This is a genomic window from Autumnicola lenta (assembly GCF_031846515.1).
In the GTDB taxonomy this organism is placed as follows: Bacteria; Bacteroidota; Bacteroidia; order Flavobacteriales; family Flavobacteriaceae; genus Autumnicola; species Autumnicola lenta.
Genome location: NZ_JAVRHO010000027.1, coordinates 1 through 12341, shown reverse-complemented (window position 1 = coordinate 12341; position 12341 = coordinate 1). Strand labels below are relative to the sequence as shown.

11 protein-coding genes are annotated in these 12341 nt (G+C 39.5%); 7 read left to right on the top strand and 4 right to left on the bottom strand.

Features of this window, described 5'->3' with window-relative positions; all coding sequences use genetic code 11:
• The 5 genes from RM545_RS15125 to argH all read left to right on the top strand — a co-directional run bounded on the left by RM545_RS15125 (position 1) and on the right by argH (position 5615).
• Positions 1-1128: an aspartate aminotransferase family protein gene (locus RM545_RS15125; RefSeq protein WP_311496129.1), complete on the top strand. Its 1128-nt coding sequence runs from the start codon at positions 1-3 to the stop codon at positions 1126-1128.
• 108 nt (positions 1129-1236) lie between these two features.
• Complete coding sequence (locus RM545_RS15120; protein WP_311496128.1) at positions 1237-2181, top strand: N-acetylornithine carbamoyltransferase; 945 nt, start codon at positions 1237-1239, stop codon at positions 2179-2181.
• 60 nt (positions 2182-2241) lie between these two features.
• Positions 2242-3021: an acetylglutamate kinase gene (gene argB, locus RM545_RS15115; RefSeq protein WP_311496127.1), complete on the top strand. Its 780-nt coding sequence runs from the start codon at positions 2242-2244 to the stop codon at positions 3019-3021.
• Positions 3021-4091 carry a M20 family metallo-hydrolase gene (locus RM545_RS15110; protein ID WP_311496126.1) on the top strand — a complete coding sequence of 357 codons (1071 nt, stop codon included), beginning with the start codon at positions 3021-3023 and terminating at the stop codon, positions 4089-4091. The genes argB and RM545_RS15110 overlap by 1 nt, the downstream gene beginning before the upstream one ends.
• 240 nt (positions 4092-4331) lie before the next feature.
• Positions 4332-5615, top strand: a complete 1284-nt coding sequence (argH, locus tag RM545_RS15105; RefSeq protein WP_311496125.1) for an argininosuccinate lyase — start codon at positions 4332-4334, stop codon at positions 5613-5615.
• Between the two features lie 203 nt (positions 5616-5818).
• Here argH and leuB read toward each other — a convergent pair whose 3' ends face one another.
• The 4 genes from leuB to RM545_RS15085 all read right to left on the bottom strand — a co-directional run bounded on the left by leuB (position 5819) and on the right by RM545_RS15085 (position 10211).
• A complete protein-coding gene (gene leuB, locus RM545_RS15100; protein WP_311496124.1) occupies positions 5819-6934 on the bottom strand; it encodes a 3-isopropylmalate dehydrogenase in 1116 nt (371 codons plus the stop codon).
• Between the two features lie 114 nt (positions 6935-7048).
• Complete coding sequence (leuD, locus tag RM545_RS15095) at positions 7049-7660, bottom strand: 3-isopropylmalate dehydratase small subunit (protein WP_311496123.1); 612 nt, start codon at positions 7658-7660, stop codon at positions 7049-7051.
• On the bottom strand, positions 7660-9042 hold the full coding sequence (leuC, locus tag RM545_RS15090) for a 3-isopropylmalate dehydratase large subunit (protein ID WP_311496122.1): 1383 nt from the start codon (positions 9040-9042) through the stop codon (positions 7660-7662). Before leuC ends, leuD begins: the two co-directional genes overlap by 1 nt.
• The gene (locus tag RM545_RS15085) at positions 9042-10211 is read right to left on the bottom strand and encodes a 2-isopropylmalate synthase (protein WP_311496121.1); all 1170 of its coding nucleotides are present in this window, start codon (positions 10209-10211) and stop codon (positions 9042-9044) included. The genes leuC and RM545_RS15085 overlap by 1 nt, the downstream gene beginning before the upstream one ends.
• Positions 10212-10358: 147 nt before the next feature.
• Between RM545_RS15085 and RM545_RS15080 the strand changes: the two genes are divergently transcribed.
• Both RM545_RS15080 and RM545_RS15075 read left to right on the top strand, forming a co-directional pair.
• Positions 10359-11903, top strand: a complete 1545-nt coding sequence (locus tag RM545_RS15080; RefSeq protein ID WP_311496120.1) for a hypothetical protein — start codon at positions 10359-10361, stop codon at positions 11901-11903.
• A gap of 63 nt (positions 11904-11966) precedes the next feature.
• Positions 11967-12341: DMT family transporter (locus RM545_RS15075; protein ID WP_311496119.1), on the top strand; the 375-nt coding region annotated here is incomplete at its 3' end.

Genomic DNA, 12341 nt, shown 5'->3' with positions numbered 1-12341 from the left:
ATGGATTTATTTGATGTATATCCGCTTTACGACATTACGCCGGTAAAAGGCGAAGGCGCTTATGTTTTTGATAAAAACAATAAAGAATATCTGGATTTATATGGCGGTCATGCCGTAATTTCAGTGGGGCATTCTCATCCGGTTTATGTAAAAGCCATCAGCGATCAGTTGAATAAGCTTGGTTTTTATTCTAATTCTATAAAAAATCCATTGCAGAACGAACTTGCGGAAAAGCTGGAAAAAATTTCCGGAGTTAAAGATTACAGCTTGTTTTTATGTAATTCCGGCGCTGAAGCCAATGAGAATGCTTTAAAGCTCGCTTCTTTTCAGACAGGAAGAGATAAGGTGATTTATTTCGAAAAAGCTTTCCACGGAAGGACTTCCGGAGTTGTGGCAGTAACAGATAATGAAGGCATAAAAGCACCTTTTAATAAAGGACATAATGCCAAAAAGTTAGCTTTTGATGATACTGAAGCACTGGAAAATGAGCTGAAAAAAGGAGATGTTGCCGCAGTAATTTTTGAAGTTATTCAGGGTGTGGGAGGACTGGATGAAGCCAGCACTGAATTTTATAAAAAAGCTTCGGAATTATGTAAAAAGCATGGAGCTATTTTAATTGCAGATGAAGTCCAGGCCGGTTATGGCAGGACGGGAGACTTTTTTGCTTTTCAAAAGCACGGAATTAGACCAGATATTATTTCTATGGCCAAAGGAATGGGGAATGGTTTTCCGATCGGCGGAATTTTAGTCGATAAGAACATTCAGGCGAAATATGGAATGCTGGGAACCACCTTTGGAGGTAATCACCTTGCCTGTGCTGCAGGAATTGCTGTGCTGGAAATTATTGAAAAAGAAGAACTTATTGGGAATGCCAAAGCTCTTTTTGAATATGTAAAAGAACACGCTGCTCAGATTCCGCAGATCAAAAAAGTGAAAGGAAGAGGACTAATGATAGGTCTGGAATTTGACTTTGAAATTGCATCCTTAAGAAAGAAATTATTATTCGAACATCAGGTCTTTACAGGGGCGGCTTCAAATAAAAATCTGCTTCGGATTTTACCTCCTTTAAATATTAAAAAGGAACAGTTTGATGTTTTCTTTGAAGCTTTAAAGATGGCGTTGAAGTAAAATTTTACCGGAAATCTAGAGTTTCAGAAACTCATTAGACCCCACAGGTTTTCAAGAACCTGTGAGGTCTTGAATAAAAATAAGAATGAAGAATTAGAAATTAGCTAAATGAACAATTACATCACGTTATCAGACATTGAAAATTTACAGGAATTAATTGATGAGGCGCTTCAGCTAAAAAACAAAAATACCGCAGGAGTAGTTGGAAAAGGAAAAACGCTGGGAATGCTGTTTTTCAATCCAAGTCTGCGTACGCGTTTAAGCACAGAGAAAGCTGCAAAATTACTGGGAATGGAAGTGATGGTAATGAATGCTGATAAAGACGGTTGGGCGTTGGAATTTGAAGATGGAGCCGTAATGGATTCCAATAAAGCGGAACATATTAAAGAAGCTGCTGCAGTGCTTTCACAGTATTGTGATATTATTGCTGTACGTGCCTTTCCTGACTTAAAAGATAAAGAGAAAGACGAAGCAGAATTGGTGCTTAAAAGTTTTCAGAAGTACGCTTCTGTGCCCGTAATAAATCTTGAAAGCGCCACGGGACACCCTTTGCAGGCACTTACAGATGCAATTACCATTTCAGAATTAAAGACAGATAAAAAACCGAAAGTTGTTTTAACCTGGGCGCCACATCCAAAAGCACTACCGCAATCTGTACCGAATTCTTTTGCTGAAGTCATGCAGAGATTAAATGCTGATTTTGTAATTGCGAATCCTGAGGGTTATAATCTTAATCCTTCAATCACTAAAGATGTTGAAGTTACTCACGATCAGGATGAGGCTTTAAAAGATGCTGATTTTGTGTATGTGAAAAACTGGAGTAGTTATGAACAGTACGGAAAAGCCTTAAAAACAGATACTTCCTGGACACTAACGGGAGATAAACTGAAAAAAACCAACAATGCCAAAGTGATGCATTGCCTGCCGGTAAGGAGGAACATGGTAATTGCAGATGAGGTGCTGGATAGTGAAAATTCGGTAGTGATTCACCAGGCCGGCAACAGGACTTTTGCTGCACAGGCAGTATTGAGAAGGATTCTGGAAAAGAAATAATAATTCAAAAATATTATTTCAGAAGATTTGAATCGGGATTACAATTAAGGGCAAAAGGAAATGGAGAAAAAAGTTGTTAAAGTTGTAAAAATAGGAGGGAAGTTAATTGAGGATGAGAATAAGCTCAGGGAATTCCTCAATGATTTCTCAGAGTTAGAGACTCCCAAAATTCTTATTCATGGTGGCGGAAGCATGGCTACCAAAATTGCTCAAAAGCTTGGTTACGAAACTAAAATGGTGGATGGGAGAAGGATTACCGATGCCAATTCCATAAAAGTAATCACCATGGTTTACGGCGGGCTCATTAATAAAAATATTGTAGCAAAACTGCAGGCGCGAGGCACAAATGCTATAGGCTTATGTGGTGCAGATGGAGCAAGTATAGTTTCGAAAAAAAGGGAAGTTAAGGAAATCGATTTTGGATTTGTGGGCGATATTGTGAAAATTAACGCCTCTTTTATTTCTTCCCTTTTGGAGCAGGGGATTATCCCGGTATTTTCAGCAATTTCTTATAGTGGTGACGGACAACTTTACAATACCAACGGAGATTCTGTTGCTGCCGAAGTTGCCAAAGCTATGTCTGCCATTTATGATACAGAACTTGATTTTTGCTTTGAAAAAAAGGGTGTGCTTACAGATGTGGATAATGACGAATCTGTCATTAAAGAGATTGATGAACAACTTTATAAGCAATTGATGAACAGAGGCGTAATTAGTGAAGGGATGCTGCCAAAACTTCATAATTGCTTTCAGGCACTTCATCATGGCGTTACAAAAATCAGATTAGGGGACTCTAATCTACTAAAGAAAAATTCAGTACATACCAAAATAGTAAAATAATGAGCTTATCAGAACTTCAGAGTCAGGCGCTTGATTTGCTGAAAAATCTAATTGAAACCAAGTCTTTTTCAGAAGAGGAAGATGGTACGGCCAGGCTTTTGGAAAACTGGTGCACAAGCCATAACATCAATTTTCAGAGGCACCTGAACAATGTTTGGGCGGTTAATAAAAATTTTGATGAGTCGAAGCCTACTTTACTGCTCAATTCTCATCAGGATACTGTTAAACCCAATTCCGGCTACACCAGGGATCCTTTTAAAGCTGAAATTGAAGACGGAAAGTTATTCGGCCTCGGGAGTAACGATGCCGGCGGATGTCTTGTTTCTCTTTTAGCAACCTTTACGTGGTTTTATGAAGCTGAAGATTTAGAGTACAACATTGTTTTTGCAGGTTCTGCTGAAGAAGAAACCAACGGAAAAAACGGAATTTCATGCCTGCTGCCTAAAATGCCAAATATCGACGTGGCTATTGTGGGTGAGCCAACTTTAATGCAACTGGCGGTAGCGGAAAAAGGTCTTGTCGTTTTTGATGCTGTGGTAAAAGGAACGCCATCTCATGCCGCTCATCCAAATGATAATAACGCGATATACAAAACAGCAAAAGTGCTGCAGTGGTTTGAAAACTTCCGGTTTAAGGACGTTTCAGAAGCTCTGGGTGAAGTTAAACTTACTGTTACTCAGATTAAGGCTGGCAGTCAGCATAACGTGGTGCCTGGAAAGGTAGATTTGGTGATTGACGTACGTGTAAACGACTGCTACAGCAATGCTGAAGTTGCAGAAATTCTTCAGAAACAAGCGCCGGTAGACGAAATTACCCCGAGGTCGCTTCTGTTAAATTCGTCATCTATTCCGCAGGAACATGATTTGGTGCAAGCCGGCATCAGTCTGGGAATGGAAACTTACGGTTCACCCACACTTTCAGATCAGGCGATGCTGAAATGCCCGTCCCTGAAGCTCGGACCCGGAGATTCCACAAGGTCACATTCCGCAGATGAATTTATATATGTGAAGGAAATAGAAGAAGGTATTCATAAATATATAAAGCTCCTGGACAAGGCGCTGAAGAAGTAGAATTTAGGGCAGGAATCAACAAATATGTTCTTAGTGGTGAAAAATATGAAGATATTGGTATCGAAAAGTGATTAGACCACTAATACACGAATAATTAATTGTAAATATTGACGGCGCCTGAATATTTAGAGAAATGATTTTAAAAAATATTCGTGCATTAGTGGCGAAAAAGGAATTACAGACCTCACAGGTTTTCAAAACCTGTGAGGTCTCAGAAGAAGATAAAACCGAAAATTAAGTATGAAACTCTGGGACAAAGGAATATCCATAGATAAAAAGATAGAAAAATTTACCGTAGGAAACGACCGCGAACTGGATATGTTTCTGGCCGAGTACGATATAAAAGCTTCTAAAGCCCATGCGAAAATGCTTGGGAAAGTGGGGATTTTAGATGCTGAAGAAGTTACTGCTATTGATAAGGAACTGGAGAAATTACAACGACAACTCGAAAATGGCAATTTTCATATAGCAGAAGAATTTGAAGATGTTCACTCCAAAATTGAATTTGATCTTACAGAAGCTCTTGGAGACACCGGAAAGAAGATACATACCGCACGTTCCAGAAACGATCAGGTTCTGGTAGCTATGCAGCTTTATTTTAAGGAAAACCTTCAGCAGATTTCTGGTAAAACAGGTGAACTCATAGATGTTTTATTAGATTTGGCTAAAAAATATGAGGGGAAATTACTTCCGGGGTATACACATCTTCAGGTGGCGATGCCGTCTTCCTTCGGATTGTGGTTTTCGGCTTATGCAGAATTGTTAATTGATGATCTTTACTTGCTGGAAGCCGGATTAAAAATTGTGGATCAGAATCCATTGGGATCTGCAGCAGGTTACGGTTCTTCCTTTCCTATAGACAGGGAATTTACCACTAAAGAACTAGGTTTTTCGACATTAAAATATAACGTTGTCGCCGCGCAAATGAGCAGGGGGAAATGTGAGCGTACGGTGACATCAAATATTGCGTCTGTAGCGAATACCTTATCACGGTTTGCGATGGATATTTGCCTTTATATGAGTCAGAATTTTGATTTTATCACCTTTCCCGACGAACTTACTACAGGTTCCAGTATTATGCCACATAAAAAGAATCCGGATGTCTTTGAATTGATAAGGGGGAAATGTAATAAGCTTCAGAGTATTGCAAATGAGATGATTTTGATCACGAATAACCTTCCCAGCGGTTACCACAGGGATTTTCAGCTTATAAAAGAGAATAGTATTTACGCTGTGGAGAATATTAAGGAAATTCTGGATGTTTTTATCCATTCCATAGCTTTAATTAAAGTTAAAGATGTTGATTTAAATGATGAAAAATACAAATATCTCTTTACAGTAGATAGTATTAACGACCTGGTGATGCAGGGGCAGTCTTTTAGGGAAGCGTATAAGGAAATAGGGGGACAGGTCCAAAGTGGCAATTATCGTCCTGCAGCAAATAAAAAGCATTCTCATTTGGGAAGTAAGGACAACCTGGCGCTAGAAGAAATTGCGAAAAAGAAGAAGGATGTAAAGTTGTAGACCGAAGATCACTCCTGTTAACTCCAACAGAAAGACCCGTCAGGTTTTTAAAACCTGACGGGTCTTAGCTAATTTTTTGTGATTAGTGACTGTAGCTTTCAGGAATTGCAAATAATCCATTAAAGAACTTAAAGTGATATAAAAACAAAGCCTCCCGCTAAAACCACACAAAGCGAGAGGCCGAAAAATCTTAGAAAGTTTATCTATATAATCGTCATTTGTCCCAGGTTCATATTTTCATCGTTGATATTGATGCTATCAATTTCAGCAATTAGGCCTTCGAGAAAATCTCCAACTTTCTCAGTGGAATAGTGATTATCTTTATTAATATCTTCTGTACAAACATTTAGCTTAATACTCAGTTCCACAGCTTTCCGCACTGCATTGGCTTCTTCAATTAAATTGAAATGATCCAGAAGCATTGCAGCAGAAAGTACAGAGGCTACGGGATTGGCAATTCCTTTGCCGGTAGCCTGCGGGTAAGAACCGTGAATAGGCTCGAACATCGCGTTTTTAGTTCCTACTGAAGCCGAAGCAAGTAGTCCTATACTTCCTCCAATCACACTCGCTTCATCAGAAAGAATGTCGCCGAACATATTCTCTGTTAGAATGACATCAAATTGTTTAGGATTCAGTATCATTTGCATGGCCGCGTTATCTACAAACAGGAAATCCAGTTCCACATCGGGATATTCCCTGGCAATGGTCTTAACCGTTTTGCGCCATAATCTTGAAGTTTCCAGAACATTGGCTTTGTCCACCAAAGTCAGTTTGTTGCGCCTTTGCTGCGCAGCTTTAAAGGCAAGATGAGCTATACGGTCTATTTCTTCTTCAGAATAGAAGCATAGATCCTGGGCGCTTTTTCCATCTTCGGCTGTGCTTTTTTCACCGAAATAAATTCCGCCGGTCAATTCGCGATAAATCACCATGTCGGCTCCTGCAATGCGCTCTCTTTTTAGCGGAGATTGATCCAGAAGTTTTTCATATGTTCTTACAGGTCTGATATTTGCAAAAAGTCCGAGTTCTTTTCTAAGTTTAAGTAGTCCCTGCTCCGGGCGTACCTTTGCATCGGGATTATTGTCGTATTTGGGGTGACCAATGGCCCCGAATAACACAGCATCAGATTTAAGGCATAAATCCAGGGTAGCTTCAGGTAATGGATTTTCCAGCAAATCTATTGCTGCTGCTCCTACCAAGGCGTCATCAAATTGAAATTCGTGATCAAATCGATCTGCTACCGCTTTTAACACTTTTACTGATTGCTGTGTAATTTCAGGTCCTATTCCGTCTCCGGGTAATACTGCTATATTTAATTTCATTCTGACTTTTTTAAAAAGAAATTTCTCGGCTTCCACCATTCCAAACTTTTCCAACGTTACATAAACTGAACCTGAAACAAGTCCAGGTTGATGTAAGCCATGCTTTCTTCTTTATTAAACGCCTACCGGGGTAGGGGTGGTTTTATTATTTTCTTCGTATTTCTTTATTGCTTCCCATTTACTTACTAAAAAATCTATATCGTCAAAACCATTGATCATACAGGTCTTCTTGTAAGGATCGATATCGAAATGCTGAGATGCTCCAGTGCTTTCTATACTTATTTCCTGGTTTTCCAGATCTACCGTGATCTTTTCTTCGGAATTCTTCTGGATAGCCAGGAAAATTTCATCAAGAAACTCCTGGTTTACCTGCACCGGCAATAATCCGTTATTCAAGGAATTCCCCTTAAAAATATCTGCGAAATAGCTGGAAACAACTACTTTAAAACCATAGGCTTTAATTGCCCAGGCGGCATGTTCCCGGCTGGATCCACATCCAAAATTATTTCCGGCAACCAGAATTGAGCCTGAAAAATTTGGATTGTTTAAAGGAAAATCGGGATTAGGTTCATCATCCTTGTCAAATCTCCAGTCCCGGAAGAGGTTTTCTCCGAAACCTGCCTTATCGGTAGCTTTTAGAAACCTGGCAGGAATAATCTGGTCTGTATCCACATTTTCTATATCTAATGGAACAGCGGTATCTGTAAGTGTGGTAAATTTTTCCATTAGTTAAGCATTTTTGTATAGTCTGTTAATTTTCCTGCGATTGCGGTTGCAGCGGCGGTTAGCGGACTGGCAAGGATTGTTCTTGATCCCTGGCCCTGTCTTCCTTCAAAATTCCGGTTACTTGTAGAAACACAATATTCCCCGGCCGGTATTTTATCGTCGTTCATTGCCAGACAAGCGGAACATCCGGGCTGTCGCAGGGTAAATCCGGCTTCTTCAAAGATGAGATTCAGGCCTTCTTCCTGAATCTGGGCGGCAACCTGCCTTGATCCGGGAACAATTAAAGCATTTACATTATCAGCTTTTCTTTTTCCTTTAATATAAGCTGCTGCTGTTCTAAAATCTTCAATTCTGGAATTGGTACAACTTCCTATAAAGATGTAATTAATTGGTTTCTCCAATAACGATTCGCCTGGCTGGAAGCCCATATAAGATAATGCTTTGGCATCGCTCTTGGTACCTTCCACAGGAATTGATCCGCTAAGTTTAATCCCCATTCCGGGATTTGTGCCGTAAGTAATCATTGGCTCGATATCTTCAGCATCAAAAGAATATTCCTGATCAAATTCAGCTTCTTTGTCTGTTTTTAATGTTTTCCAATAAGCCTTCAGGTTTTCGAATTCTTCTCCTTTTGGAGCAAATTCTTTTCCTTCAACATAATCAAAAGTAGTATCATCCGGAGCAATTAATCCGCCACGGGCGCCCATCTCGATGCTCATATTACAAACCGTCATACGGCCTTCCATAGACATGTTTTCGAAAACATCTCCTGCATATTCGCAAAAATATCCGGTACCGGAATTTGTACCGAGTTTACTAATGATATATAAAATAACGTCCTTTGGAAGAACTCCTTTTTTCAGTTTACCATTCACGTTTACCCTTAACTTTTTCGGTTTTTCTACCAAAAGGCACTGGCTCGCAAAAACCTGTGCAACCTGGCTGGTCCCAATGCCAAAAGCAATGGTTCCAAAAGCACCGTGGGTGGAGGTGTGGCTGTCCCCGCAAACTATGGTCATTCCCGGCTGGGTAATTCCAAGCTCGGGAGCCATTACGTGAACAATTCCGTTATAAGGATGGCCCAAGCCATAAAGGGTAATATTGTTTTCCTCGCAATTTTGGGTTAATTCCTTCAACTGTTTTCTTGAGAGAAGGTCTTTAACCGGAAGGTGTTGATTTTCTGTAGGCGTATTATGATCTGCCGTAGCGACCGTTTGTTCGGGACGAAAAAGCGGAACGTCCCTTTCCTTTAATTCATTAAATGCCTGCGGACTCGTTACCTCGTGGATAAGGTGTTTGTCGATATATAAAATATCAGGCCCGTCAGGTATAGATTCTACAATATGAGAATCCCAGATTTTATCAAAAAGTGTTTTCTTCATTATGCAATAGCCATGTGTTTTCTAGACATCGCCACGATTTCATGGATGTCATTATCGACGACTTCTTTTCTACAATCGGCGTAGTCTAAAAATTCATTATAGACACAATCCAATTGAAGTTTTGTTAGTTCGTACCCCATTTTCTTGGCACGGTAAGCCAAAGCAGCTCTTCCGCTTCTTGCGGTTAGTACAATCGCAGATTCGGTTACACCAACATCTGCGGGATCCATAATTTCATAGGTTTCCCGGTTCTTAATTACTCCGTCCTGGTGAATTCCTGAGCTGTGGGCAAAGGCATTGGCACCAACAATTGCTTTATTCGGTTGTACAAACATTCCCATTTCCCTGGACACCATTACGCTGGTGTCAAAAAGGAACTTAGGATTAATGTTAGTGTGGAAATTCAGCGTAGGATGTTGCCTTAAGATCATCACGATTTCTTCTAAAGCAGTGTTCCCTGCACGTTCTCCAATTCCATTAATAGTACATTCTATTTGTCTCGCTCCATTGGTGATGCCTGCAAGGGCATTTGCGGTGGCAAGGCCAAGATCATTATGGCAATGGCAGGAAATACGCACATTTTCAATGCCTTTCACATTTTCCTTTAAATATTTGATTTTCTTACCATACTCCTCCGGAAGACAATATCCGGTAGTGTCGGGAATATTTAAAACGGTAGCACCGGCTTTAACTGCTGCTTCGCAAACTTTAGCGAGAAACACATTATCTGTACGACCTGCATCTTCAGCATAAAATTCCACATCTTCTACGAAGGTTTTTGCGTAAGCAACTGCATCTTTAGCCCTTTCGATTATCTTCTCTGGTGTAGAATTAAATTTATATTTAATGTGAGAATCGGAAGTTCCTATTCCCGTGTGAATTCTTGGTTTCTTTGCATGTTTGAGTGCTTCAGCAGCAACTTCGATATCTTTTCTAACAGCACGCGTTAATCCGCAAACAGCGGCATTCTTCACCAGCTTTGATATTTCAGAAACCGATTGGAAATCACCGGGGCTGGAAACAGGAAAACCTGCTTCAATAACATCTACTCCCAGGTCATCGAGTCGTGCAGCAATTTTTAATTTTTGGGCTGTGTTTAATTTGCAGCCTGGTACTTGTTCCCCATCCCGTAACGTTGTGTCGAAAATTTCTACCTTTTCAGTACTCATAAGCGATATTTTTTACTTTATCTTTAACTAAAGTATTACTTACATCTACAATTTAAGGCCTTCAATAAGTGATCGTTACGATAATTAAACCGTAGATAAGAACGTAATCATGCTGATACACAGCTAGTTAAAAAGCTTTTTGTTACAATGACCAACGAATTATCAGATAATCTTTTTTCTCTCATTCAATCGCTTTCCCCTTCAGAAAAACGGCAATTTTCGCTCTATGTTGGTAGGATTGGAGTAAACACCGATAGTAAATTTCTAAATTTATTCAAGGTAATGTCGAAACTGAAAAAGTATGATGAAGATGTTATCCTCAAGAATACGAAGATCAGTAAACGGCAATTATCGAATGTAAAAGCACATTTGTACCGTCAGATTCTTATCAGTTTAAGACTGAATCCGTCGCATCAAAGCATGCCGGTTCAAATAAGGGAACAACTGGATTTTGCAATTATCCTGTACCGGAAGGGTCTTTACAAGCAAAGCCTGAAACTGCTTGATAAGGTAAAATCCACCGCTTTATATTATGAGGAAAAGAATATCGCTTACGAGATTCTGGACTGGGAGAAAATAATTGAATCACAGTATATTACCCGCAGTATCCATAATCGTGCAGAAACGCTTATTAATCAAACCGAAGAACTTACTGAACTGAGCGTTGTTGCCAGCAAACTTTCTAATTTATCGCTACATCTTTATGCGATTTTCCTGAAAATGGGATATGCCCGTACCGAGGCAGAGGCCATACAGGTAAAAGAGGATTTCCAGCGAGGACTTCCGGAGTACAAATTCAGCGATTTGGGATTCAGAGAAAAATTGTGGCTTTATAAAGCTTATTTATGGTACAGTTTTATTACCCAGGATTTTTTAGCATGCTTTAGATACGCTTCAAAGTGGATAGAACTTTTTAATGACAATAAGCATTTAATTGCCGTTCACCCCGTTTCTTACTTAAAAGGAAATCATTATTTACTGGAAGCGCTTTTTTATCTGAACCACGCTACGTTATTCGAGAAGGTACTGAAAGATTTAGAAACAAGCCTGAAAGATCCAAGGGTTCCGGATGATGATAATATTGCTGCGCTTTCTTTCCTGTATTTATACTCCAATAAACTGAACCTTCGGTTTATGAAAGGAGAATTTGCTGATGGAGATGGGCTGGTAGAGAAAATTCAGAAGAAAATTAAGAAGTACCGAAGCAGGATAGACGAGCATCATATTATGGTGTTTTACTATAAGATCGCCTGTCTCTATTTTGGTAATGGGGAAAATAAAAAATCCATAGATTTTCTGAAAAAGATCATCAATAACAAAGATCTGGAAATGCGGGAAGACCTTATGTGCTTTGCGCGTATTCTTAACCTTGTTGCACATTACGAAGCCGGACTGGATTATCATCTGGAAAGACTTATAAAATCTACTTACAAGTTCCTGATTCGAATGAATGATTTACATGAAGTGCAACTGGAAATGATCAAATTTCTTAGAAATCTACCCGACGTTTCTCCTCTGGAAATTAAAAATGAGTTCCGGCAGTTGCATGCAACTTTAAAGCAATACGAAGATCATCCTTTTGAGCGTAGGGCTTTTCTTTATCTGGACATAATTTCGTGGCTTGAGAGCAAGATAGAAAATAAACCGGTAGGGAAAATAATTAGTGAAAAAGCACAGCAAGTAATAAGGTAATCTCATAATTTGACTATTAAATCCAGCCATTTCCGGCATATTCTTCAACTCAATTTTGCGGTAATGCTTATAAGTACCTCCGGGACTTTGGGCAGGTACATTACATTAGATCCTTTTGTGATTATTACCTTCCGGGCAATTTTGGCTGGGATAGTTTTGTACATTTTTTGCAGGTTCAGGAAATTCAAAATTAGCATCGCCAATAAAAAAGATTTGCTTAAAGTCATTATTGGAGGTTGTCTAATGGGAATCCACTGGGTAACCTATTTTCACTCACTCAGCCTTTCCAGCGTGGCGATTGGGATGTTGTCTATTTATACATATCCTGTTATTACTACTTTTCTGGAGCCTTTACTGCTGAAGACCAGGTTCAGCAAAATGCATTTGGGACTGGCAGTTTTAGTTCTCTTCGGAATTTATTTTCTGGTTCCCGAGTTT

Bases quoted from the DNA above. Each gene is read 5' to 3' on its own strand.
- RM545_RS15125 (WP_311496129.1), top strand. From the start codon at position 1: ATGGATTTATTTGATGTATATCCGCTTTACGACATTACGCCGGTAAAA.
- RM545_RS15120 (WP_311496128.1), top strand. From the start codon at position 1,237: ATGAACAATTACATCACGTTATCAGACATTGAAAATTTACAGGAATTA.
- argB (WP_311496127.1), top strand. From the start codon at position 2,242: ATGGAGAAAAAAGTTGTTAAAGTTGTAAAAATAGGAGGGAAGTTAATT.
- RM545_RS15110 (WP_311496126.1), top strand. From the start codon at position 3,021: ATGAGCTTATCAGAACTTCAGAGTCAGGCGCTTGATTTGCTGAAAAAT.
- argH (WP_311496125.1), top strand. From the start codon at position 4,332: ATGAAACTCTGGGACAAAGGAATATCCATAGATAAAAAGATAGAAAAA.
- leuB (WP_311496124.1), bottom strand. From the start codon at position 6,934: ATGAAATTAAATATAGCAGTATTACCCGGAGACGGAATAGGACCTGAA.
- leuD (WP_311496123.1), bottom strand. From the start codon at position 7,660: ATGGAAAAATTTACCACACTTACAGATACCGCTGTTCCATTAGATATA.
- leuC (WP_311496122.1), bottom strand. From the start codon at position 9,042: ATGAAGAAAACACTTTTTGATAAAATCTGGGATTCTCATATTGTAGAA.
- RM545_RS15085 (WP_311496121.1), bottom strand. From the start codon at position 10,211: ATGAGTACTGAAAAGGTAGAAATTTTCGACACAACGTTACGGGATGGG.
- RM545_RS15080 (WP_311496120.1), top strand. From the start codon at position 10,359: ATGACCAACGAATTATCAGATAATCTTTTTTCTCTCATTCAATCGCTT.